Source organism: Peterkaempfera podocarpi, from assembly GCF_042466665.1.
Classification (GTDB): Bacteria; Actinomycetota; Actinomycetes; order Streptomycetales; family Streptomycetaceae; genus Peterkaempfera; species Peterkaempfera podocarpi.
In genome coordinates this window covers 1,671,087-1,694,447 of the sequence record NZ_CP162102.1, presented here as the reverse complement: position 1 = coordinate 1,694,447, position 23,361 = coordinate 1,671,087, and the positions used below count along the sequence as shown (strand labels likewise).

Below are 23,361 nucleotides of genomic sequence, written 5' to 3'. Positions count from 1 at the left end.
TGCCCGATGCAATGGAGAAAGGCCGGTCAGTGACCGACAAAAGCGCCGACGAGCCCCAAAGCTTTGCCGATCTCGGCAAAATCTTGGTCATCATCCCGACCTACAACGAGGTCGAGAATGTCAGCCGTATCACCGCCCGTGTCCGTGCCGCGGTGCCCGAGGCGCACATCCTCGTCGCGGACGACAACAGCCCGGACGGCACGGGCAAGGTGGCGGACGAGCTGGCGGCCGTCGACGACCACCTCCATGTGATGCACCGCAAGGGCAAGGAGGGGCTCGGAGCGGCCTACCTCGCCGGGTTCCGCTGGGGCATCGACAACGGTTACGACGTCCTGGTCGAGATGGACGCCGACGGCTCCCACCAGCCCGAGCAGCTGCCCCGTCTGCTGACCGCGCTGGGCGCCGGCGCCGACCTGGTGCTGGGCTCCCGCTGGGTGCCCGGCGGCAGCACCGTCAACTGGCCCAAGCACCGCGCCTTCATCTCCCGGGGTGGCAGCACCTACTCCCGGCTGATGCTCGGCGTGCACATCCGCGATGTCACCGGCGGCTACCGGGCGTTCCGCAAGGAGACCCTGCTGGGTCTGGGGATGGACGAGGTGGCCTCGCAGGGCTACTGCTTCCAGATCGACCTGGCCTGGCGCGCCGTACGGGCCGGCTTCAAGGTCGTCGAGGTCCCGATCACCTTTGTGGAGCGCGAGCTCGGCGCCAGCAAGATGAGCCGCAACATCGTCATCGAGGCGATGACCAGGGTCACCACCTGGGGCATCAAGAACCGGCTGGGCCGGCTCCCGGCCCCCAACGCCGACGCCGCCCGGAACACCCCCGCCGCCTCGGACGTTGACTCGGGCGCAGGGGCGAACGGGACCGCACGGTAGGAAGCGGCGGTCCCGCCGGCCTGGCCGGCGCCCTCGCGCGGACCTGGCAGGCCCGCCCCTCACCGGGGCGGGCCCTGTGCCCGGACCGGCGGCGCTCCACCGCGGAGCGCCCAGGCGAGCGGATGGAGTGGACCGCACGTGACCGAGGCACGACCCCGCACCGGCGGACGGCTGCGCACCCTGCTGCCCCTGCTGGCCGCGGCCTGGCTGGTGCTGGAGATATGGGTCGCCCTGCAGGTGGCCTCGGTGGTGGGCGGCGCGGCCGTGGTGGCGCTGCTGGTGCTGAGTGCCGTCCTCGGCGGCTGGATCGTCAAGCGGGCCGGGCTGCGGGCGCTGCGCGCGGCGGCCCGCGCGGTGGAGCAGGGACAGGAGCCGACCGCGGGGGAGTCCCACACCGCCATCACCATCACCGGCGGCATCCTGCTGATCATCCCCGGCTTCCTCGCCGACCTGCTCGGTCTGGCCTGCCTCTTCCCGCCCACCCGGGCGCTGCTGCGGCGGCTGCCCGCGCGGCTGGCCGGAGCGGCGATGCGCCGCGGACGGGCCGGGGAGGCGCTGCGCCTCCATGAGCAGATGCGTATCCACCGCCCGGACGGCAAGGTCGTCCCCGGTGAGGTCGTCGACCCCGCAGCCCCGGCCGACCCCGGCGGGCAGGCCGGCCACCCCACGATCATCCGCATCCTGCCGCCCGACAACCGCTGACACTTCCCGCGGCCGGTGTGCCGCCCGGCGGGGACCGGGGCGGCACACCGGCTGCCAAGGGCCCTGCCGCACTGCGGCGGGCCCTTTCTGCGGCCCCAGTGCCCCCTGCACCGGGCTGGTCATCCGGCGGACTGCGGCAGGGCCGTTTCTGAGGCCCCGGCGCCCTTCTGGCCGGGCGGGTGGCTGCGGTCTGCGGCAGACCTTCCGGGGCCCGGGCGCCCTTCTGGCCGGCGGGTCACCCGCCGACTGCGGCAAGGCCTCCTACGCCCGGCTGGGCGCCCCCCACGGCGGCGAGCCCGGGAGACACCGAGCCCCGGGAGACGCCGAGGCCGGAGACGGCGAAGGCCCTGGCGCCGGCAGACCTCTCTGCCGGCGCCAGGGCCTTCGCCTCCCCGCCGTGGTAGGTGGGAAGGCGGTGGGGTCAGGCGCTCTTTCGGTTGTCCCTCGGGTGCACCGCCAGATTCATCCCGCCGGAGCGGAGTACGGCCAGCCGCTCGGCCAGAACCTCCTCCAGCTCCTCCCTGGTCCGGCGCTCCATGAGCATGTCCCAGTGGGTGCGCGCCGGCTTCACCTTCTTCTCTTCAGGCTCGTCGCCGTCGAGCAGGAGAGCCTCGGTACCGCAGAAGCGGCACTCCCACACGGGCGGGATCTCGGCCTCCACGGAGAACGGCACCTCGAAGCGGTGTCCGTTCTGACATGCGTACTCAACGGTCTGGCGCGGAGCCAGATCGATGCCGCGGTCGGTCTCGTAGCTGGTGGCCCCGAGTCGCGTGCCGCGGAGAGCTCGCTCACTCATGAATCGTGCCTCCCGGGCTTGTGGCCCACAGGACTGGTGGTCGCTGTCTTCGTGGTTTCGCTGTCTTCGTCGAATCGGTCAACGCTCGGCCGATGTCGAAGATTCCCGTCCTGGGGACCTGCGTCGTCCGTCGTGCCGCCCCCGTTGTACCCATCGCCGCCCTTTTTGTCACATCTGGCATGCCATGTCACCCAGGGTTTGCAGTTTTTTGCACGCAGTGACGAATCCGGACGGCTGCAATCGGCGTACACTGCGCGGCTACCCGGATGTATCAGGTACATGCAAGGCGGTCAGACCGCCTCCGGCACCGGATTGCCCGCCTCCGCGATCGCCCGGCGCACCGGCACCCGCAGCAGCAGCACGAACCCGACGGCGAAGAACACCAGCAGCGACCCGATCGCGGCCCGGTAGCTGCCGGTCATCTGGAAGGCCAGACCGAAGACCAGCGGGCCCAGCCAGCTGGTGCCCCGGTCGCTCACCTCGTAGACGCTGAAGTACTCGGCCTCCCGGCCGGGCGGCACCAGATGGGAGAAGAGCGAGCGGGACAGCGCCTGGCTGCCGCCCATCACCAGGCCGATCAGTGCGGCCAGCGCGAAGAACCAGACCGGCCGGTGCGCCGGCAGGACATAGCCCGCCGCCACGGTGCAGCCCCAGGCCACCAGCGACCCCAGGATGGCCCGCCGGGCGCCGAAGCGGCGTGCCAGCCGTCCGAAGAGCAGCGCCCCGCCGACCGCGAGCACCTGGACCATGAGCACGGCCACCACCAGTGAACCCTGCGCCATACCCAGTTCCCGGCTGCCGTAGAGCGACGCCTGCGAGATCACCGTCTGGACGCCGTCGTTGTAGCAGAGGTACGCGGCCAGGAAGAGCAGGGTCAGCGGATAGCGGCGCATCTCGCCGAGCGTGGCCCGCAGCTGCCGGAAGCCGGACCCGGCGCCGTCACCGGCGGGCCCGCCCGACGGCGCTCCCGCCCGGTCGGGCAGCCGCAGCATCGGCAGCAGGGTGAACCCGGCCCACCAGACCCCCGCGGAGGCGAGGCAGATCCGCACCGCGTCCCCCTCGGAGACCCCGAAGCCCTCATGGCCCTGGTACAGCACCAGGTTGAGCACCAGCAGCAGCGCCCCGCCGGCATAGCCGAACGCCCAGCCGCGCGAGGAGACGGCGTCCCGCTCCTCCGGGGCTGCGATCGTCGGCAGGAAGGAGTTGTAGAGCACCACCGAGACGCCGTAGGCGACATTGGCCAGCACCAGCAGTCCCGCGCCCAGCAGATAGCGGTCGCCGCGCAGCAGGAACATCGCCGCGGTGGCGGCGGCGCCCAGGTAGGCGAAGGCCCCCATCAGCACCCGGTGCCGTCCCGTGCGGTCGGCGACCGCGCCGACCAGCGGCATCACCAGGACCGACAGCAGCACCGAGGCGGACACCGCATAGGGGAAGACCGCTCCGGAGCGCACCGGCAGCCCCAGCGGGTGCACATAGCCGTCGGCGTCCGCAGCGGCCTCGGCGACCGAGGTCAGATACGGGCCGAGGAAGACGGTGACCACCGTGGTGGAGAAGACGGAGTTGGCCCAGTCGTAGAAGTACCAGCCCCGCTGGACCCGCCGCCGGTCCACGTCGGCGACCGGGTCGGTGTCCGTCACCGGTGCCGGCGTGCTGCGCGCGGCCCGGGTCTGCTTGGCGTCCATCGGTCTCTGCCCCCCGTGGGATGGGTCGCTGTCAGCCGGACCAGACGCCGTGCTCGACCAGCACATCGCGCAGAAGGTCGATGCGATCGGACATGATGCCATCCACGCCGAGCCCGATGAGGTGCCGGATCACCTCGGGGTCGTCCACCGTCCACACGTGCACCTGCAGGCCGCGGTGGTGGGCGGCACGGACGAAGGCGCGGTCGACGACGGTGACGCCCGGGCCGCCGCGGCGGTTCCCCGTCGCGGTGGCCTGCTGCGGCTGCTCCGGCGCCGGGTAGCGGACGGGGACCTGTACACAGACGGCCTGCGCGCGCACGGCGGCGCCCAGCAGCCGGTCGCCCAGCAGCCGGTCCGCGGGCACCGGGCCGGTCAGCGACCGCACCCGCAGTCCCAGTACCGCCCGGGGGCCCAGCGAGGTGGCCAGCCGGGGACCGCCGGCCGCCCTCGCCGCGGCCAGCCTGCGGTCGGAGAAGGCGCCCACGCACACCCGGTCCCAGGAACCGGTCCGGCGCACGGCCTCCACCAGCGGCACCACCGCGGCATCGGTCTTGACGTCGATGTTCAACCTGGCCTGCGGAAAGGCGTCCAGCAGCTCCTCCAGCAGCGGGATGGGCTCACTGCCGCCCACCCGTGCGGCCCGCACGGTGCGCCAGGGGAGCTCGGCCACGGCTCCGGCGGCGTCGGTGGTGCGCTCCAGCCGGGCGTCGTGGAACGCCAGCAGGGCTCCGTCGGCGGTGGTCCGCGCATCCGTCTCCAGATAGCGGTAGCCGAGCGCCACCGCCCGTTCGAAGGCGGCCAGGGTGTTCTCCGGGGCGCCCAGCGCACCGCCGCGATGGGCGAAGGCGAGCGGTCCGGGGTGGTCCAGGAACGGGTGGCGGGCGCGGCTGCGGCTGATCACGCGGACGAGTATGCCCGGCGGTCCGGACCGGGCCGGACCCGGCCGCCGGACCCGGCCGCCGGACCGGGCCGGTGTGCGCCGCGCGCCGGCCCGAGGGGCCGGCCTCAGGCCGTGCCGCCGACCGCCTCGTCGGCCGGCGCCACTGCGATCCGCGCCACCGTGACCGGCGCCGCTGCGATCGGCGCCACCGATTCGGCCGCGGCAGCGCCGCCCGACGCAACCGGGACCACCGCGGACTGCCGGGCGAAGCGGCGCAGGAAGAACTGCGACAGCGGGCCGATCGCCAGCGCGTACAGCACCGTCCCCACCCCCACGGTGCCGCCGAGCAGCCAGCCGACCGCCAGCACCGCGACCTCGATGCAGGTGCGCGCCAACCGGATCGAGCGTCCGGTGCGGCGGTGCAGCCCGGTCATCAGGCCGTCGCGCGGCCCCGGCCCGTAGCCGGCCGCGATGTACAGCCCGGTCGCCACGCCGTTCAGCAGCACCGCCACGACCAGCAGCGCCATCCGCAGCGGCAGCCCGTGGGGCGCCGGGACGGCCCACAGCAGGGCGTCCATCGAGGTGCCCACGACCACCACATTGCTCACCGTGCCCAGCCCCGGCCGCTGCCGCAGCGGGATCCACAGCAGCAGCACCGCGGCACCGACGGCGCAGGAGACCATGCCGATGCTCCAGCCGATGCGCAGGGCCACGCCCTGGTGGAAGACGTCCCACGGGTCCAGCCCCAGGCCGCTGCGCACCTGAAGGCCGGCGCTCGCCCCATAGAGCACCAGCCCGGAGTAGAGCTGAGTGAGTCGTCGCGCGTCCATGGTCCTCGGTCCTCCTGCGGGGTCGGCCTGGCCTGGCCTCGGGGGCCTGCTCCATGCCACTCTGGGGGTGATCGGACTGGAAATCGAGGGCCAATTCAGGAGAGGTGGACTGATGTCCGGCCATGGATGGACCACCGCTGTGGGCGCGGCACGGCTTGCGTCGCTGCTGGGCGGCGCGGGCTTCCCGCCGACGGGGCGGACCCCCGCCTACCGGGGCCTCGCCGAGTCGGCCCGGCTGCTGCTCCTGGAAGGGCGCCTGGGGGTGGGCGTCCGACTGCCCGCCGAGCGGGAACTCGCCGCGGCCCTCGCGGTCAGCCGCACCACCGTCGCGGCCGGCTACCAGCAGCTGCGCGACTGGGGCTATCTGACGAGCCGGCGCGGCTCCGGCAGCTGGACCGTCCTGCCCGACGGCCACCCGGTGCCCTCCGGCGGCGTCGAACCGCTGCCCCCCGAGCTGGGCGGCGCCGTCATCGACCTCGGCTGCGCCGCCATGCCCGCCCCTGAACCATGGCTGACCGCCGGCTACGCCGCGGCCCTGGAGGACCTCCCCGCCCACGCCCGGGGCCACGGCGACTACCCCGCGGGCGTACCCGCGCTGCGCGAGGCCCTCGCCGACCGCTACACCGCGCGCGGCGTGCCCACCATGCCCGAGCAGATCATGGTGACGACCGGTGCCATGGGCGCCCTGCAGGCCGTCCGCCGGCTGCTCACCGGCCCCGGCGACCGGGCCGCGGTGGAGGCCCCCAGCTACGCCAATGTGCTCCAGATGCTGCGCCGCGACGGTCTGCGCCTGGTGCCCGTGGGGATGGGGGACGCCCTCTCCGGCTGGGACGTGGCGGAGTGGCGCCGGGTCCTGCGGGGCGCCGCACCGCGGATCGCCTACGTCATCCCCGACTTCCACAACCCCACCGGCACCCTGGTCCCCGACGCGCAGCGGGCCGCCCTGGTCGCGGCTGCCCGCGCGGCCGGGACCGTCCTGGTGGCCGACGAGACGATGGCGGAGCTCGCCCTGGAGGACGACGTCGCGCAGGCACTGCCCAGGCCGCTGGCGGCCTTCGACCCCGGGGGCGCCGTGGTCACCGTCGGCTCGGCCAGCAAGGCGCTCTGGGCCGGACTGCGCATCGGCTGGGTCCGCGCCGCCCCCGGCGTGATCCGCGGACTGGTCTCCGCGCGGTCGTACGGGGACCTGGGTTCCCCGGTGCTGGAGCAGCTGGCCGTGGCCAGGCTGCTGCGCGACGGCTGGGACGGAGCGCTGGCCGACCGCCGCCGCCGGATCCGTGCCAATCGGGACGACCTCGCCGCTGCGCTGCGCAGTGCCCGGCCGGGCTGGCGCTTCGACCTGCCGTCGGGCGGTCTCACCCTGTGGGTCCGCACCGACGGGCAGTCCGGCGCGGCGCTGGCCGCCGAGGGCGACCGACACGGTGTGCGGATCGCGGCGGGGACGCGGTTCGGCCTGGACGGCGCGTTCGAGCAGTACCTCAGGCTGCCGCTGACCGTCGGCGGGGACACCGCCCGGGAGGCCGTCCGCCGTCTTGCGCTGGCCGCCGACTCCGTGGCCGGCGGCGCTCGCGCCACCTCGGCGGTCGAGGTCTTTGTGGCGTGACGGGTGCGTGAACGCAGCAGAGCCCCCGCGAAGGCGCGGGGGCTCTGCTGCGGCTCCCTGTGCCCGCGGTGCGGTGCACGGGTGGCGCCGGCTCAGAGTACGGGGCGTTTGACCAGGTCGGCGGTGGGGGCGGGGGCCTCGGTGCGGCTGTCGCTGTGGGGGAGCAGGGCGATCACCGCGTCCCGCTGGTCGGCCGGGGCGTCGTCGTCGAGGGGGTCGGGGGCGGCCGGCACCTGGATCCGTACCGGGGCGGCCGCACCGAGCCGTGCATAGCCGCGGCCGGCGGGGGTGCGGGCCGGGGGAGTGATCTCCAGCGGGGCGCCCAGCGCGGCCTCGGCCTGGGCCGGGCCGGGGGTGCCCAGGACCAGCCGGGCCCGCGCGGTGGCCCGGACCACGGGCCGGATCCGCTCCAGTGCCCCGAGGTGTTCGGCCACCACCACGCCGATCCGGGCGGCGCGGCCCTGCCGCAGCGGGATCTCCAGCAGGTCCTGGGGATCGGCCCGCCCCTCGGCGTGGGCGAGTTCGCTGAGCTCCGCGGGGTGGTCGAGCAGCAGCCACAGCGGCCGGGTGACGCTTCTCGGCGGTGTGCCGCCGCCCAGCCGGGCGCGGTCGAGCGCCGCCAGCCGGCGGGTGGTCTCGCCGGCCGCCCACTGCAGCGCGGCGATGGCCCCGTGCAGGCTGGTCTCCACCCGGCGCACTCCGGGACGGCCGACCAGGCAGCCGTGCTCGCCCGTCCCGGCGCCGTCGATCACCACGATGTCCGCGTAGGGCAGCACCTGCAGGGCGATGGAGCGCAGCAGGGTGGAGGTGCCGGCACGGGGTGTGCCGAGGGCCAGCAGATGGGCGTCGGCGGTGCGGGCCCCGGTGCGCCAGACGACCGGCGGCTGGTGGGAGGGGGTCCCGCCCTGGTCGACGGGGATGGTGCGGTCGCTGCCCTCGGTGTCGGTGATCCCCAGCACGATCTCTCCGGGGGCGACCACGAAGGGCTGCACGGTGATGCCGGGCAGCGGTGCGAGGGTCTCCATCCGCAGCCGGTTGCCCTCCTCGTGCCAGACGAAGCGGTACTCGCGGATGCGGCCCGCCTTGGCCTGGAGCACCTGCTCCACCCGTGCCCGGGCGGCGGGTTCGCTGTCCGGGAAGTAGGCGGGGTAGTCGAGTTCGAGGTCGGCGAGCCGGCCCTCCGCGTCGAACTCCCAGTGGGTGAACACCTTGGTGTAGTCGCCACCGTGGGCGTAGAGCGGCCGGGGGTCGTCGGCCCGGGTCAGACAGGGGGTCAGGGCGGCGTACACGGCCTGCAGTTTGAGGTGTGCGGTGTCGGGCGCCGCCTCGGGTGCGGCGGCGCGTTCGCGGCCGGCCCAGGCGGCGGAGGCGGCCAGTGCGGCGGCGGCCAGCAGCAGGCCGTACGGCAGCACCGCGAGCGCGGCCGTCATCGCGGCGGCCAGCAGCAGCGCAGGGCCGCGGCGGTCCGCGGGGGTGCGCTTCCACCAGGCCCGCAGCCAGCCGACGTGGTGGCGCAGCCCGCGGCCGACCACCGTCAGCGGTCCCAGCAGCGCGTCGGCGATGTGGTCCCCGGCGGTGCGGGCCAGCTCGCGGCCGCGGACGAGGTTGCGGTTGAGGGACATCGGATCTCCCCGAGCGGTGGTGCGGTGGCTGGTGGCGGGACGGGTGGAGGCCCGGGGCGGTGGGGTCCGCGCCCGGGCCTTTGAACGATGAGCCGTCTCAGAATCTGAGGCCGCCGAGGAGCCCTGCCAGGCTCTCGCTTCCGGCGTGAATGCTGGGTGCGATGGCGGTGCTCGCCAGGTAGAACCCGAAAAGGGCACAGGTGATGGCATGAGCGATCCTGAGTCCGCATCTGCGTGACAACAGGAAGACGACCGTGCCCAGGAAGACGACGCCGGAACAGGAGAGGATCATGGGGGGTGCTCCTCGAGAGGGGGACAGCGTTCCGCGAGGGAGCTACGGAACGTGTCTTCATCGTGACAAGAAGTAATAGATGACGAAAGCGGCAAATGGGTGATTTTCAGACCAATGCCGTGACGTCGGCCACGTCTTATGCCGAAGACCCCGCCGCAACCCGGAAGGGACCCCATGACCGAGCCGCTGCCTCCTGCCGAATCCGTCCCCGATCCGGAGGTCGTCGAACTCGCCGGACGGATCTTCACCGCCGCGCGGGCCGGTGACGCGGCTGCCCTGGCCGCCTGGGTGGACGCGGGAGTCCCGGCCGACCTCTCCAACGACCGCGGCGACACCCTGCTGATGCTCGCGGCCTACCACGGCGGCGCCGCCGCCGTACGGGCCCTGCTGGCACGCGGCGCGGATCCGGACCAGGCCAACGACCGCGGCCAGACCCCGCTGGCAGGAGCGGTCTTCAAGGGCGAGCACGACGTGGTGCGCGCCCTGCTGGACGGCGGCGCGGACCCTCGCGCCGGGCAGCCCTCCGCCCTGGACGCCGCCCGGATGTTCGGCAGGGACGACCTGGTCGCGCTGCTGGACCGGGGCACGGGCATGTCCTGACCGCTCGGTACCCTGGTCGACCGTGGAGATCTGTGTGGTGGGGTATGCACACCCCGATGCGGTGCGGCTGATCGCCGAGGTGCAGCAGGAGTACGTGGTCCGGTACGGCGACATGGACGTCACCCCGGTCGATCCGCGGCAGTTCGACCTGCCCGAGGGGCTCTTCGCGGTCGGCTACCTCGACGGCGAGCCGGTCGCCTGCGGAGGCTGGCGGGCCAGGGAGGCGGACGAGCACGGGCTGCTGGACGGCGACGCCGAACTGAAGCGGATGTATGTGGTCCCCGCCGCCCGCGGCCGCGGCCTGGCCCGCACCATGCTCCGCCGGCTGGAGGCCACCGCCGCCGCTGCCGGGCGCGGCCGGATGGTGCTGGAGACCGGCACCGAGCAGCCCGAGGCCCTCGGCCTCTACGCCGCCGAGGGCTATGCGCCGATGCAGGCCTTCGGCCTCTACCGGGACGAACCGGAGAGCGTCTACCTCGGCAAGCAGCTGCCCGACGGATCCGGGCCCGAAGGACAGTCCACCGGCCGCAGCCACGAGCTGGTCTGACCGCCGCACCCGTCACCCCTGCGGCCCGGCCCGGCAGCCGCCGCGTCCGGGCCGGGTGATGCTGGAGGCCGGGGCGTCGCCGGGCGCCGCGTGCCGCGGAGGAGCCCATCGATGGACGACAGCCCCCAGGTGCAGGAGATCGTGGTGGGCGTCGACGCCCTTCCGGAGTCGGGCCCCGCACTGGAGTGGGGCGCGGCGGAGGCCCGGCACCGCGGCTGCCCGCTGCGGCTGGTCCATGCGGTCGACCTGGGGACGGCGACCCTCTCCCGGCGCGCCTCGGCGGGCGCCACGAGCCTGATCGAGCAGAGCGGCCGCGATCTGCTCGCCGAGGCCGCCGCCCAGGTCGCGGCCCGCCACCCGGATCTGGAGATCGCCGCCGCGGTCAGCATCGAGGAGCCCGCCGCGGCACTGCTGGACGCCACCGGACCGTACTCCCTGCTGGTGATCGGCTCGCGCGGCCGGGGCGGCTTCTCCTCGCTGCTGCTGGGCTCGGTCAGCCGGCGGGTGGCTGCCCATACGGAATGCCCGGTGGTGGTCGTCCACGCCCCTCCCGCGCCCGCGCAGGGGCTCAGTGTGCTGGTCGGGGTGCTGGGCGAGCAGGACGTGCCGGTGGTCCGGTTCGCCTGCACCACCGCGGCGCTGCGCAGCGCGCCCGTACGTGCCCTGCACACCTGGTCGGCGGTGTCCGACGCCGGACACATGGTGCCGCTGGTCAACAGCCTCGACGAGGAGGAGCGCGAGCACATGGCGCTGCTGTCGCGCACCGTGGAGGCGGGCCGGGGGGACTTCCCCCGCGGCCAGGTGGTGCTGGACGTGGTGGGCGGTCCGGCCGCGGCCGCCCTGGTGGAGGCGTCCGCGCACGCCTCGCTGCTGGTGGTCGGCGCGCCGCGGCGGGGGCGGCTGGGGCGGCTGGGGATGCATCTGGGCAGCGTGGTCCATGCGGTGCTGCACCATGCGCACTGCCCGATCGCGGTGGTGCCGGTCGGCTGAGTCCGGACTGCTGAGTCCGGACGGCGGCGGGCGGGCCGCACGGTGAACCGCGGGCGGCGGGGCGCCGTATCCCCTGTCGTGTCCGCATCGCCCCGCTGCCGGCGGCGGTGCACCGCTTCCGACCGTGAGGACCGCCCATGAACGATCAGAGCAGCGTCCCGGTACTGGCCCTCCCCGACGGCGGGGCGGAACTGCGGCTGGTGGTCCAGCTGCGCTGGGAGGACGTCGCGGCGCTGGGCCAGGAGGCCGGCCGGCTCGCCGCCCGGCTGCAGCGCCCGGTCACCCTGGACGAGGCCGTGGGGCACCGGCTGCGCAGCCACGGCGGGGCGGTGTCCGCCAAGGAGCAGGTGTCCGCCGCCGCGGCGCCGGCGCTGACCGTGCGCTCACCGGTGGAGCAGGCACGGCAGGCCATCGAGCAGGCCGGCGGCTCGGCGGCCGCCGCCCAGGCCGCCCAGGCCGCCGCGGTGCCCGCGGTCGCCGGGGTGCCCGCGGCCTCGGCGGCTTCCGCGGTGTCCGGGGCTTCCGTGTCCGGGGCTTCCGTGTCCGGGGCCTCCGCGTTCGGGGCCTCGGCCCAGGCCGCCGGGCCCTCCACCGCCCGGCATGCCTCGGCGTCGGCCGGCTGGCCGGGCAGCACGGCCGACACCGTGCGTACACCGGACGCACTGCGCCGCCCCGAGTGACCGCGGCCGGGCACGGTCGCGCCCCGGCCGGTGCGGTCACCGGCCGGGGCGCAGCGTGTCGTCCGGGGGTCGCTCCGGGAGCGGCGCGGATCAGCGGATCATCACGGGTAGCTCACCAGATCGGCCACGTTGGAGGCCGAGTTGGAGGGGCCGCCGGTGGAGTTGATGACATGGTTGATGGTGCCGGTGCCGCCGAGTGAGACGGTGACCATGTCGTGGAAGCGGACCCCGGCGCTGTTGGGCGCCTCGAAGGAGTGCTCCGCGACCACGGCCGGGTTGCTGCTGAAGTAGCAGTAGCTGCCCAGCCCCCAGGCCTCGTGGCCGGTCACCGAGTCGGCGACCTTGTAGGCCGCCCAGCCCTTGGTGGATCCGTTCATCCAGGCCGTCTGGTTCGGCGGGTCGTAGGGCATCTCGTTCTGGAAGAAGTAGGTCCGCCCGCCGTTGCCGTTCCAGATCACCTGGTACTGCTGGTAGTGCTCGACGAACAGGCCGTACATGGTGACGTCGTTGCCGTTGACGACCAGGCCGTTGGCCGCGGTGTTGGACGTCCAGCCGACGCCGCTGCCGTGGTCGGCCCGCCAGAGCCACATATGGTCGCCGATCACATTGCTGCTGTTGACCACCAGCGACTGGGTGGCCTTGCCGACCCCGGCGCCGCCGATGCGGAAGAAGACGTCGTGCAGCGAGGTGGGGTCGGCCGTGTGGCTCGCGGTGGAGCCGGCCGGGCCGACCTGCATCAGCACCGCGGAGTTGACCGGGCCCGCGTCGATCAGCAGACCGGCGATGTTGACGCCGTCCACATCGGCGACGGTCATCGCGGTGATGCCGTTGTCGGGCACCAGGGTGGCCAGGCCCAGGCCGAGGACCACGGTGTCCGGGCGGGTCACAGTGATGGTCTGGGCCAGGTGGTAGACGCCAGGGGTGAAGAGCAGGTTCTTGCCCTGGGCGAGTGCGCCGTTGATGTCGGCCGAGGTGGCACCCGGCTTGACGATGAAGAACTGGTCGATCGGCAGCGAGGTGCCGGGCTGGCTGCCGGAGGCCCAGCTGGTGCCCTGGGTGTTGCTGCGCACGCCGGGGACGAAGACCTTCCACGCGCCTGCGGAGTCCACGTAGACGAACGGCTTCTCCCGGGTCACCGGGCTCTGCGCCACGGTGGTGTACGGCGGGTTGGGGAAGCTGTTGGCGGGGGCGTTGACGTCGCCCACGAAGACCATGTTCCAGTTGGATCCGGTCCAGCTGCCCCACTGGGTGTTGCGGGAGAGCCACTGCTGCTGGGAGCCGGACCGCACCTGGCCGTCGATCTTGGAGTCGGCGATGAATCCGCCGCTGGACCAGCCGCCGTCGTCCAGCTGGAGGTTGCCGCGGACGTGCATCCGGCGGTACGGGGCCGCCTGGGAGACGGCCCAGCGGTCGGTGCCGCCGGTCGGGTTGACCGAGAGGTTCTCCGCGGAGCGCCAGAAGTTCTGGGTGGCGTTGCCCTGGAACCAGTCCGCCTCCGCGTGCACCGCCCCGTTGATCGTCACATCGTCGGGGGAGAGGCCGAGACCGGCGACCTGGGTGTAGAAGCCGACGTTGGCGTCGACGCTGTAGCTGCCGGGCTTGAACAGCAGGGCGTAGCGCTGGGCGCCGAACTGGTTGCTCTCCTGCTGGCTGAAGACCGTGTTCAGCCGGCTCTGGATGGTGGCGGCCGACATCGACGGGTCGAAGACCGTGACATTGGGGCCGAAGTCGGGGGTGCCGGCCGGCGGCTGCGGGTTGCCGGCGGCCCCCAGGGTGAAGGACTGGGCGGTGGTGCCGTTGCAGGTGTACTGCTGCAGCTGGACGCTGTCGGCGGTGGAGGCGGAGGGCACGTCCAGGCACTTGCCGCTGTTGCGGTTGACGAAGTGGTACGCCCCGCTGGGCTCGGCCACGGGTTGCCACTGCTGGTTGTTGCCGCCGCCGTAGGCCCAGAGCTGGACCTTGGCGCTGTCGGCCGTGGAGACATCGGTGACGTCCCAGGTCCTGGTGGCGTCGCCCTGGCTGTTCACCCGGTAGTAGCCGTTGCCGACGTCCTGGAACTGCCAGAGCTGCGCGCCGGTGCCGTTGCAGGTGTACTGCTGCACGGCGGTGCCGTCGGCGGTGGACGCGGCGGCCGCGTCCACGCACTTGCCGCTGTTGCCGGCGACGACCGTGGTCCAGCCGGTGGGCAGCGCGGCGGCGCTCGCCGTGGGTGCGGAGAGCGCGGCGGCGGCGCCGGTGAATGCCACGGCCAGCGAGAACGCCAGCGCGGTGGGGACGGCGCGGCGGGGTGGCCGCAGGGTCTTCGGGACCGTTCTCACGGGGTTCCTCCTCGACGGCGGCTGCGCGACTCGGTACCGCCGAGGGGGAAGTTATGGGCATGTCAATCAGAGTGTCAATAGCTAAGACTAAGTCGTGAATTATCTCGATCCACGCCCGGTGAGCCGTCCCAGCGCCCCCCGCATCCCCTGCCACCGTTCGCGCTGCTCCCCGTGGTGCCGCTCCATCGACTCCGCCAGCATCTGCGACCGCCGTTCCACATCCAGCTCGTCCAGCAGCCGGTCGATATTGGCCAGCAGTGCCCCGTGCAGCTGCCAGCGCCCGGGGCGCCGCCGCATCTCGTCCACCAGCAGCTCCGCGATCCGCTCCCGGGCCCGCCGTCCGTCCAGCAGCGCCTGCGCCAGCTCCTCCTCGGCCTGCTCGGCGCTGGCCGACACCTGCGCCGTGATCAGGCAGCCGAAGCCGTGCACCGCCTTGGCCAGGTGTTCCAGCACCTCCCGCAGCGGCGCGGCCACCTCTTCGGGGTAGACCCCGCCCTCGTCCCTGACCCGTTCCTCGGCCAGATCGGTGAGCGCCCGGCACAGGGTGCGCAGCACCACGGCGCAGATCTCCAGGGTGTCCAGTCCGCTGCGCAGCACCAGCCGGGCCAGCTCGCCCTCCCGGACCCGGGGGTTGAGCCGCAGGCTCTCCTCGGCCCGGGTCAGCTCCACGTCCACCCGGACGATGTCGTGGTCCAGCCGGCGTGCCTCGTGCAGCCAGTCGACCGCCTCCTGTCGCGACACCCGGTCGCTGGCGGCGATCTCCAGCAGCAGCGCTTGCATCCGCCCCGCGAGCGCCTCGATCGCCGCCCCCGCCGGCTGTACGAACACCGGCGGTACGACCACCAGGTTGACCAGGGTGCCCACCACCGCGCCGATCACCGTCTCGTTCACCCGGCCGAAGGCCGTCTGGGTGACATGGGTGACGCCGAGCACCAGCATGGCGCTGATCGCCACCTCCGGGACGTACTCGTCCACCCGGATGACATGGCCGAGCACCAGCGAGGCGAGGATCAGCAGCCCCAGGCTCCACCAGCTCAGCCCCACCAGGTCGCTGAAGCCGACGGCCAGCAGCACACCCGCCACCACGCTGACCACCCGGCGGACGCCGTTGGTGAGTGTGGCGTACAGGGTGACCTGGACGACCAGCAGCGCGGTGAGCGGCGCCAGCAGCGGCGCCGGGTCGCTGGTCAGCCAGAGGGCGGCCTGGTAGGCCAGCATCGCGGCCACGGTGGCGCGGACGGTCTGCACGACGACGGGTTCGTTGTGCCGCCGTGCGACCTCGATCACGGACTCGGCGACTGGGGGCACGTGGACTACCTGCCTGCGGGGACTGCACGGGCTGTGCCGGCCTGCGCCAGGTCGGCGGACGGCGGTCTCCTGCCCGTGCCCGGCACATCGCACACCCGCCGGACGCCCCCGGCAGGCGAGCCGCCTCGGAGGTGCCGCCGGGCCCCGTGCCGCACCCGCCGCCGCGTCCGGCGGGTGCGTCCTGCGCCCGCGGAAGTCCGGCCGAAAGGGCGGCCACGTCCCCTCGGAACAGGCCGCTGAAGGTGCTCCACCTCGCCGTCCGGGAGCCGATCGACCCCCGAGCGCGCCGAGGGCTGAGCAATGCCGCAACAGCGGCCTGCCCCTGCCGGATGTACGGCAGGGGCAGGCGTGGGACGGTCCGGCGCAGAGCGTCGGTTTCAGCCCTTCACGGCGCCGGTGAGACCGCCGACGATCTTCTTCTCGAAGATCGTGAAGAAGATCAGTGCGGGCAGCATGGCGAGTGAGGTGAACGCGAGGACCTTCGCGGTGTCCACGGAGTACTCCGTGGAGAACTGCTGGACGCCGAGCGGCAGGGTGTAGTTCGCCTGCGAGTTGAGGATGTACAGGGGCAGGACGTAGTTGTTCCAGCTGCCGATGAACCCGAGGATGCCGACGGTCACCACACCGGGCAGCGAGAGCGGGATCACCATGCGGAAGAAGAATCCGAGTCGGCTCGTACCGTCGATCGCGGCGGCCTCCTCGATCTCGTTCGGAATGGCTCTGAGGAACGGCACCAGGATGATGACGGTCGTCGGCAGGCCGAAGGCGATCTGCGGAACGATCACGCCCAGCAGGCTGTCGACGAGGCCGAGGTCCTTGACGACGATGTACAGCGGGGTGATCGCGATGACCAGCGGGAACATCAGGCCGGCGGCGAACAGCGAGTACATCGCGCCCTTGAGCTTGAAGTCATAGCGCGCGAGCGCGAAGCTCACCATCAGGCCGAGGACGACGGTGCCGATGGTGCTCGCGAGCGCGACGATGACGGAGTTGGCGAATTCGCCCCAGAACGTCACCGACTTCAGGACGCTGGTGTAGTTGCCGATGACCCACGGGTGCGGCAGGCCGGCCGGGCTCGTGCTGATCTGCGAGTTGGTGCGGAATCCGCCGATCACGATGTAGAGCACCGGCGCGATGCAGACCCCGATGAAGAGCAGCGCGATGAAGTAGGTGAAGGGGTTCCCCCACTTCTGCGGCTTGTCACGGTTGTCGCGACGGCCGGTGGGCGCCTTCGGCTCCGCGGCGGAGGACATCCCGGGGGTGGCGGTCGTCGCGCTCATCACACGGTCCCTTCAGTGACGGCACCCTTGAGGTCGCGGCGCAGGACGAAACGCTGGTAGATCAGCGCGACGATGAGCGAGATCAGGAACATCACGACCGCGATGGCGCTGCCGTAGCCGAAGTTGCCCGCGTTGCGGCCCTGGGCGACCATGTAGATCGCCATGGTCGAGGTGCCCGCGGTGCCCGCGACGTACGGACCCCAGATGATGAAGACGAGATCGAACAGCTGCAGCGAGCCGATGATCGACAGGAACGCCCAGATGCGGATCGTCGGTCCCAGCAGCGGCAGCGTGATGCGGCGCTGGATCTGCCAGTAGGAGGCGCCGTCGATCGACGCGGCCTCGTAGAGCTCCTCGGGGATCGACTGCAGGCCGGCGAGCATCAGGATCACCGCGAAGCCGATGTACTTCCACGAGATGATGCCCATCAGCGTCCAGAGGGCCAGCTTCGGGTTGGAGAGCCATTCAGCCTGCAGGGAGCCCAGGCCGATGTGCTGCAGCAGGTCGTTGACGGCGCCGCTGCTCTGGAGCATCAGGCTCCAGCCGGTGCCGACGATGACCTCGGAGATGACGTAGGGCACGAAGATCAGGACGCGGATGATCGAGCGGCCGCGGATCTTCTGGTTCAGCAGCAGTGCGAGGATGATCGCCAGCGGGCCCTGGATGACCAGTGAGAGCACCAGGATCAGGCCGTTGTGCGACAGCACCTGCTGGAACGCGGGGTCCTTGAGGATCAGCTTGTAGTTGTTCAGGCCGACCCAGTCGGTGGGCGCCCCATAGCCGTGCCACCGGTAGAAGCCGTAGTACGCAGCGAGCGCGACCGGGAAGATCACGAACGCCAGGAACATGAGGATCGCCGGTCCGGACAGGAGCGCGATCTCGAGTCGCATCTTGGCACGGCCCCGGCGCTTCACAGCCGCTCGCGGCGAAGCCGGGGGTGCGGACTCGGCCGCACCCCCGACTCGAGGCGTGCCCTGCGACTGGCGGCCGTCGGCCGCGTCAGTACCCAGGGTGTTGCTCATTGTCGCTTACTCAGCCCTTCGCGGCGGCGTCGTTGGTGGCCTTGGCGATGTCGGCGGCGGTGCCCTTGCCGGCAAACAGGTTCACGACGGCGGTGTTCATGGCGTTGCCGACGTTCTGGCCGTACTCCGTGTCGAGGAACATCACGGAGTAGGCGGCCTTGTTGAAGGCCTGCAGCGCCGACTGGTTGAAGGAGTCGGTGACGACCTCCTGGGCCTGCTGGTTCACCGGGATCGTGACGAAGGCCTTGGAGTAGGCCTCCTGCTGCTCCTTGGTCACCAGCCACTGGAGGAAGGCGAGCGCCTCCTTCGGCGCCTTCTTGGACAGCGAGTACCCGTCGAGGCCGCCCATGATGGCGCTCGGGTCGCCCTGGCCGCCGGACACGGCGGGGAAGGGGAACCAGCCCAGGTCAGGCAGCGGCTTCTGGTCCTTGGTCAGGCTGCCGATGACACCGGGGTCCCAGTTGCCCATGAGCTCCATGCCGGCCTTGTGGTTGGCGAGCATGCCCGCCGACGAGCCGGCACCCTGCTGCGACGACGTCGTCAGGAAGCCCTTCTGGAAGGGCTGGACCTTCAGGAACGCAGCCAGGTCGTCACCGGCCTTGGTCCAGCACGCATCGTCGAACTTGAGCGACTTGGCAGCGTTGTTCATGGTGTCCTGGCTGCACTCGCGCACGGCGAAGTTGTAGTACCAGTGCGCGGCCGGCCAGGCGTCCTTGGCACCGACCGCGATCGGCGCGACCTTGATCGCCTTCAGCTTGTCGATGGCGGCCTTGAGCTCGTCCATCGTCGTCGGCGTCGCGGTGATGCCGGCCTGCTTGAACAGGTCCTTGCTGTAGTAGATGCCCTCGGGCTGGGTGTCGAGCGGCATGGCGTAGGCCTTGCCGTCGATCGAGTAGCCCGCGAGAGCCGCCGCGCTGGCGTTCGTCTTGTCAGCGTCGGTGAGGTCCAGCGCCTGGAGCTGGCCGGCGTTGACCTCGGCCTGCATCTTGCCGCCGCCGCGCTGCAGGAAGATGTCCGGCGCGGAGTTCGAGTTGAGCGCGGTCTGCAGCTTGCCGTCCAGGTCCTCGTTCTGGACCGCCTGGATCTTGACCGTGACGTTCGGGTGCAGCGCGTTGTACGCCTTCGCGGCGGTCTGCCAGTACACGGCACCGGGCCCGGGCTGTGCGTTCTCCCAGACGGTCACGGTGACCTTGCCGCCGGACGAGCCGCCGCTGCTGCCCGAACCGCCGCTGCCGCCGTCACTGCCGCCTGCGCAGCCGGTGGCAGCCAGGGCCAGGCCCAGGCCGATCGCGACAGCCGTGGCGCTGCGTATCTTCCTCGTCATCGTGGAAACTCCCTGATCCGTGTGATTGACACAAGTGGTGTGAATGGTTTACGCAAAGTAATGGCTAGCTGGCTGCGTAAGTCTCTGGTCTGGGTGTTCAAGCGGCAGGCTGGCCCTGGAACAGTGAGGGTCGGACACGTATGTGACTTCGTGACGATCACTGCAACCCCTGCTTCCCGGCTCCGGGCATGCGCGGGTGGTCGTGCCAGGTGGACGGGTGTGACCGTAAGGAGTCGTGTCCGTTACGGAGAGTTTCGATCGCTGGAGAGTATGTGCTCGGCGCAGAGCGACCGTCAATGACTCATTTCCGAAAGTTACCGAAACTTGTCGATGACTGTCAGGGCTGGCTACCGAAACATTGCGACATTCTCCATCGATCGGGGCCCCTCCTCCCTTTGTCCCGGTTTGCTGCGGATCTGCTGGTGGCTATCCGGCCCGAAAGTTTCGAGATGCCTGCGAATGATCTCGTGACCGTAAGGTCCGACTGGCGGGACGTCAAGGGATCGCGCAGCGCGAATCGAAGCCGGACGTGCGCGTACCGGTCCGGCGGAGGGCGCTGTGCACCGTCGTGCCGGAGCCGTCGCTGCCGCAGGCGCTGAGCGGGGGGCCTGCCGTCATTGCCGCCGAGGCCGCGCTCGCACGCTTGCGGATGCGCATGTCCATCTCCTTCGAAACTTTCTGAACTATCACCGACAGGTTGGTTCGTGGTGCGAAGGTGCAAAGGTGCGGAGGTGCAGTCGGCCGTAGGCCCAAAACGGACGCCCAGAAGTATGCATCCGGCATCACGGTCATCGCTGGACTTGCCCCGATGACGCGGAATACCTTCACAGGCACTCCTGGGAGAGTGGGCCTGGGGGGCCGAACAAGGCGCTATGTTTCCGGAAGCTTTCCGAAAGCACGCTGCGCGACCGTAGAAGCCGCACCACTCCGCCGTCAACCCTCGCGGCGGTAACACTTGGATCCTGACCGCTACGCACCGTATGACGACCGCTCCCCACGCTGGTGACGGTCGGTCGAGGAGGGAGCACCCGTGGCAGCAGAGGGCGCAGGCCGCGTCACCATCGCGGACATCGCTCGGGAGGCCGGCGTCTCACTGCCCACCGTGTCCCGGGTGCTCAACGGGCGCGGCGACGTGTCCCGGGCCACCAGGCAGCGCGTCGAGGAGCTGCTGGCGCGTCACGACTACCGGCGCCCGGCCGCCAGGGCCGGCCACCAGGCCAATCTCATCGACCTGGTCTTCAACGACCTGGACAGTCCCTGGGCCGTCGAAATCCTGCGCGGGGTGGAGGAGTTCGCGCGCGGCTCGGGGTTGGGTACGGTGGTCTCCGCAGTGCACCATCAGGCACCGTCCGCACAGCAGTGGCTGGTCAACCTCCGGTCACGCTCCTCCGACGGCGTGATCCTCGTGACGTCGGACCTCGCGCCCGAACTCCACACCGAGCTGAGCCGCCTCGGTGTGCCCACCGTCGTGGTGGATCCGGCCGGGGTGCCCACCTACGACATGCCGACGGTCGGCTCCACCAACTGGACCGGGGGCCGCAGTGCGGTCGATCATCTGCTGTCGCTGGGGCACCGGCGGATCGGCATGATCGCGGGCCCGCCGACACTGCTGTGCAGCCGCGCCCGGCTGGACGGCTACCGTGCGGCGCTTGAGCTGGCCGGAATCGAGGTGGACGAACAGCTCGTCGGGCACGGCGACTTCCACCACGAGTGCGGCTTCAGCGAGGGCGTCCGGCTGCTCGGCCTGGACGATCCGCCGACCGCGATCTTCGCCTCCAGCGACGAGATGGCGGTCGGGGTCTATGAGGCCGCCCGCCAGCACGGCCTGCGCATTCCGGACGACCTCAGCGTGGTCGGGTTCGACGACCTGCCCCAGGCCCGCTGGTCCCCGCCGCCGCTCACCACGGTCCGCCAGCCGCTCGCCGAGATGGGCCGTACCGCCGCCGACACCCTGCTGCAGCTGGTCCGCGGTGAGACCCCGCAGACCCCGCGGATCGAGCTGGCCACCCAGCTCGTGGTGCGCAGCAGTACCGCCGAGGCGCCCGCGGCTCCCGCGCGGGGCCGCCGGGCCCCCCGGCGGTCCCGCGCCGCCCGTACGGGCCCCCGGTAGCCCCGGCTGCCAGGGTCCGCGCACGGATCTCCTGCCGCTCCGGCGACATGACGAACCATCAGCCGGCCGCCGGAACGGCAGTGCGGAGTGACCATGCTGTGATCCTGATGTGACCACAGAGGCATCGACCGCGGGCCTGTGCTGCGGTGATCATGTTCTGTGCGTACCCACCGTGCGCTCCGTCCGCTGGCCGTCTTCGACCTCGACGGGACGCTCGCCGACACCAGCCACCGGCTGCACTTCCTGGACCGCCGCCCCAGGGACTGGGCCGCCTTCTTCGCTGCCGCCCCGCAGGACCCCCCGCTGCCCCGGGGTGTCGAGCTGGCGCTGGCCGGCACCGAGGAGTACGAGACCGTCTATCTCACCGGACGCCCGGAGCGCTGCCGCCGGGACACCGTGGACTGGCTGGCCCGGCACAACCTGCCGGACGGGCGGCTGCTGATGCGGCGCGGGCAGGACCGCCGCCCCGCGCGCGTCACCAAGCCGGAGCTGCTGAAGCGACTGGCCCGCGGCCGGGTCGTCGCGCTGGTGGTCGACGACGACCGGCTGGTCTGCGAGGCCTACCGGCGTGCCGGCTTCCGGGTGGTGGAGGCGGACTGGGCGGCCGCCGAGCCCCTCCTGGAGGAGGCCCAGGAGGAGCAGGGCCGCACCTGAGGGCCGTATTAGAGGTCGTACACCGCGGTCACCGGCGCATGGTCCGACCAGCGGGCGTCATAGCTCGCCGCCCGTTCCACCCGGGCGCTGACCGCCCGCTCTGCCAGCTGCGGGGTGGCGATCTGGTGGTCGATCCGCCAGCCCGAGTCGTTGTCGAACGCCTTGCCCCGGTAGGACCACCAGGTGTACGGGCCTTCGGTCTCCGGGTGCAGCCGCCGGACGACGTCCACATAGCCGGCCTCGTCGAAGACCCGGGAGAGCCAGGCACGCTCCTCGGGGAGGAAGCCGGAGGACTTCTGGTTGGCCCGCCAGTTCTTCAGGTCGGCCTCGCGGTGGGCGATGTTCCAGTCGCCGCAGACCAGCACCTCCCGCCCGTTCGCCGCGGCCTTGGCGTGCAGCTCGGTCAGATGGGTCAGGAACTCGGCCATGAACCGCTCCTTCTCCTCCTGCCGCTCGGTGCCCACCTCGCCGGAGGGGAGGTAGAGGCTGGCCACCGTCAGTCCGGGCAGTTCGATCTCGGCGTACCGGCCCGAGCCGTCGAACTCGGCGGAGCCGAAGCCGATCCGCTGCGCCAGCGGAGCCTCCCGGGAGAGCAGCGCCACACCCGCGCGCCCCTTGGCGGCCGCGGGGGCCCAGAGCGTGTGCCAGCCCTCGGGCTCGCGGATCTCGGCGGGCAGCTGCGCGGGCTCGGCCCGCACCTCCTGGAGGCAGACCACATCGGCCTCGGTGGCGGCCAGCCAGGGGCCGAAGCCCTTCTTGGCGGCGGCCCGCAGGCCGTTGACATTGACGGTGGAGACGGCAATCACCGTCGCAGGGTATCGGCCCGCGGGCGGGCCGGACCAACCGCGCGCCTCCCCGGGCCCCCTTCCCGGGCGGCCTGGTGCGAGGCATGCTGCTGTGCGGTGCGGCCGCCGGATCGGCGGCCGGCGGACGGTCGGTGGGGGTGGCGGGATGGTCAGGCGAACCCGGCTCTTTGGTGGCAGTGCAAGGGTGACGTTCCGTCTGGACGCGGGGCGGCCGGACGGCACGGTCAGTGTGGTGGGGGACTTCAACGGCTGGCGGCCCGGGACGCATGAGCTGGTGGTCCGGCGGGACGGATCCCGTTCCGTCTCGGTCACCCTGGTGCCGGGCGAGTACCGCTTCCGCTATCTGGCCACCGGCGGGGTCTGGTTCGATGACGAGGCGGCGGACGCGCTGGACGGCGGCGGCGGCCTGCTGCGGGTGTGAGCTGCCGGGCCCGGCCGGG

Annotated in this window: 23 protein-coding genes; 10 read left to right on the top strand and 13 right to left on the bottom strand. The window is 72.1% G+C overall.

What is annotated here, in order from left to right; genetic code table 11:
- Positions 1-11 precede the first annotated feature (11 nt).
- Both AB0761_RS07490 and AB0761_RS07485 read left to right on the top strand, forming a co-directional pair.
- Positions 12-875: a polyprenol monophosphomannose synthase gene (locus AB0761_RS07490; protein WP_377268183.1), complete on the top strand. Its 864-nt coding sequence runs from the start codon at positions 12-14 to the stop codon at positions 873-875.
- A gap of 138 nt (positions 876-1,013) precedes the next feature.
- A complete protein-coding gene (locus AB0761_RS07485; protein WP_377268182.1) occupies positions 1,014-1,577 on the top strand; it encodes an FxsA family protein in 564 nt (187 codons plus the stop codon).
- Positions 1,578-1,998: 421 nt separating this feature from the next.
- Here AB0761_RS07485 and AB0761_RS07480 read toward each other — a convergent pair whose 3' ends face one another.
- The 4 genes from AB0761_RS07480 to AB0761_RS07465 all read right to left on the bottom strand — a co-directional run bounded on the left by AB0761_RS07480 (position 1,999) and on the right by AB0761_RS07465 (position 5,765).
- The gene (locus tag AB0761_RS07480) at positions 1,999-2,373 is read right to left on the bottom strand and encodes an RNA polymerase-binding protein RbpA (RefSeq protein ID WP_055585521.1); all 375 of its coding nucleotides are present in this window, start codon (positions 2,371-2,373) and stop codon (positions 1,999-2,001) included.
- 290 nt (positions 2,374-2,663) lie between these two features.
- On the bottom strand, positions 2,664-4,055 hold the full coding sequence (locus tag AB0761_RS07475; RefSeq protein WP_377268181.1) for an MFS transporter: 1,392 nt from the start codon (positions 4,053-4,055) through the stop codon (positions 2,664-2,666).
- 31 nt (positions 4,056-4,086) lie between these two features.
- Positions 4,087-4,953, bottom strand: a complete 867-nt coding sequence (locus tag AB0761_RS07470) for a glycerophosphodiester phosphodiesterase (protein WP_377273962.1) — start codon at positions 4,951-4,953, stop codon at positions 4,087-4,089.
- A gap of 107 nt (positions 4,954-5,060) precedes the next feature.
- Entirely contained in the window at positions 5,061-5,765 is a 705-nt protein-coding gene (locus AB0761_RS07465; RefSeq protein WP_377268180.1) for a YitT family protein, read from the bottom strand.
- Between the two features lie 112 nt (positions 5,766-5,877).
- Here AB0761_RS07465 and AB0761_RS07460 point away from each other — a divergent pair, with 112 nt between their 5' ends.
- Positions 5,878-7,368 (top strand): PLP-dependent aminotransferase family protein, encoded by a 1,491-nt coding sequence (locus AB0761_RS07460; protein ID WP_377268179.1) that lies wholly within the window; start codon positions 5,878-5,880, stop codon positions 7,366-7,368.
- Positions 7,369-7,460: 92 nt separating this feature from the next.
- Here the strand turns inward: AB0761_RS07460 and AB0761_RS07455 are convergent, their stop codons facing one another.
- Both AB0761_RS07455 and AB0761_RS07450 read right to left on the bottom strand, forming a co-directional pair.
- Positions 7,461-8,990: a hypothetical protein gene (locus AB0761_RS07455; protein WP_377268178.1), complete on the bottom strand. Its 1,530-nt coding sequence runs from the start codon at positions 8,988-8,990 to the stop codon at positions 7,461-7,463.
- A 97-nt stretch (positions 8,991-9,087) separates the two neighbouring features.
- Positions 9,088-9,282 carry a hypothetical protein gene (locus AB0761_RS07450; RefSeq protein WP_377268177.1) on the bottom strand — a complete coding sequence of 65 codons (195 nt, stop codon included), beginning with the start codon at positions 9,280-9,282 and terminating at the stop codon, positions 9,088-9,090.
- Between the two features lie 174 nt (positions 9,283-9,456).
- On the opposite strand from AB0761_RS07450, the gene AB0761_RS07445 reads away from it, so the two are divergent.
- The 4 genes from AB0761_RS07445 to AB0761_RS07430 all read left to right on the top strand — a co-directional run bounded on the left by AB0761_RS07445 (position 9,457) and on the right by AB0761_RS07430 (position 12,099).
- Positions 9,457-9,882: an ankyrin repeat domain-containing protein gene (locus AB0761_RS07445; protein ID WP_377268176.1), complete on the top strand. Its 426-nt coding sequence runs from the start codon at positions 9,457-9,459 to the stop codon at positions 9,880-9,882.
- Between the two features lie 22 nt (positions 9,883-9,904).
- Positions 9,905-10,429: a GNAT family N-acetyltransferase gene (locus AB0761_RS07440; protein WP_377268175.1), complete on the top strand. Its 525-nt coding sequence runs from the start codon at positions 9,905-9,907 to the stop codon at positions 10,427-10,429.
- A 111-nt stretch (positions 10,430-10,540) separates the two neighbouring features.
- Positions 10,541-11,419, top strand: coding sequence for a universal stress protein (locus AB0761_RS07435; protein ID WP_377268174.1), 879 nt, complete (start codon positions 10,541-10,543; stop codon positions 11,417-11,419).
- A 137-nt stretch (positions 11,420-11,556) separates the two neighbouring features.
- Positions 11,557-12,099 (top strand): hypothetical protein, encoded by a 543-nt coding sequence (locus AB0761_RS07430; protein WP_377268173.1) that lies wholly within the window; start codon positions 11,557-11,559, stop codon positions 12,097-12,099.
- A 101-nt stretch (positions 12,100-12,200) separates the two neighbouring features.
- On the opposite strand, the gene AB0761_RS07425 is transcribed toward AB0761_RS07430, so the two are convergent.
- From AB0761_RS07425 to AB0761_RS07400, 6 genes are all read right to left on the bottom strand, one after another.
- Entirely contained in the window at positions 12,201-14,363 is a 2,163-nt protein-coding gene (locus tag AB0761_RS07425) for an RICIN domain-containing protein (protein ID WP_377273961.1), read from the bottom strand.
- Positions 14,364-14,516: 153 nt separating this feature from the next.
- Complete coding sequence (locus AB0761_RS07420; RefSeq protein WP_377268172.1) at positions 14,517-15,725, bottom strand: aromatic acid exporter family protein; 1,209 nt, start codon at positions 15,723-15,725, stop codon at positions 14,517-14,519.
- 377 nt (positions 15,726-16,102) lie between these two features.
- Positions 16,103-17,005 carry a carbohydrate ABC transporter permease gene (locus AB0761_RS07415; RefSeq protein WP_377268171.1) on the bottom strand — a complete coding sequence of 301 codons (903 nt, stop codon included), beginning with the start codon at positions 17,003-17,005 and terminating at the stop codon, positions 16,103-16,105.
- Positions 17,005-17,895, bottom strand: a complete 891-nt coding sequence (locus AB0761_RS07410; RefSeq protein ID WP_377268170.1) for a carbohydrate ABC transporter permease — start codon at positions 17,893-17,895, stop codon at positions 17,005-17,007. The genes AB0761_RS07415 and AB0761_RS07410 overlap by 1 nt, the downstream gene beginning before the upstream one ends.
- Positions 17,896-18,037: 142 nt before the next feature.
- The gene (locus tag AB0761_RS07405; protein WP_377268169.1) at positions 18,038-19,351 is read right to left on the bottom strand and encodes an ABC transporter substrate-binding protein; all 1,314 of its coding nucleotides are present in this window, start codon (positions 19,349-19,351) and stop codon (positions 18,038-18,040) included.
- 495 nt (positions 19,352-19,846) lie between these two features.
- Positions 19,847-20,008, bottom strand: coding sequence for a hypothetical protein (locus AB0761_RS07400; protein WP_377268168.1), 162 nt, complete (start codon positions 20,006-20,008; stop codon positions 19,847-19,849).
- Between the two features lie 373 nt (positions 20,009-20,381).
- Here AB0761_RS07400 and AB0761_RS07395 point away from each other — a divergent pair, with 373 nt between their 5' ends.
- Positions 20,382-21,461, top strand: a complete 1,080-nt coding sequence (locus AB0761_RS07395) for a LacI family DNA-binding transcriptional regulator (protein ID WP_377268167.1) — start codon at positions 20,382-20,384, stop codon at positions 21,459-21,461.
- Positions 21,462-21,620: 159 nt separating this feature from the next.
- The gene (locus AB0761_RS07390; RefSeq protein WP_377268166.1) at positions 21,621-22,115 is read left to right on the top strand and encodes a hypothetical protein; all 495 of its coding nucleotides are present in this window, start codon (positions 21,621-21,623) and stop codon (positions 22,113-22,115) included.
- 8 nt (positions 22,116-22,123) lie between these two features.
- On the opposite strand, the gene AB0761_RS07385 is transcribed toward AB0761_RS07390, so the two are convergent.
- Positions 22,124-22,921, bottom strand: coding sequence for an exodeoxyribonuclease III (locus tag AB0761_RS07385; protein WP_377268165.1), 798 nt, complete (start codon positions 22,919-22,921; stop codon positions 22,124-22,126).
- A gap of 184 nt (positions 22,922-23,105) precedes the next feature.
- Here AB0761_RS07385 and AB0761_RS07380 point away from each other — a divergent pair, with 184 nt between their 5' ends.
- On the top strand, positions 23,106-23,342 hold the full coding sequence (locus AB0761_RS07380; RefSeq protein WP_377268164.1) for an isoamylase early set domain-containing protein: 237 nt from the start codon (positions 23,106-23,108) through the stop codon (positions 23,340-23,342).
- The last annotated feature ends 19 nt before the right edge of the window (positions 23,343-23,361 follow it).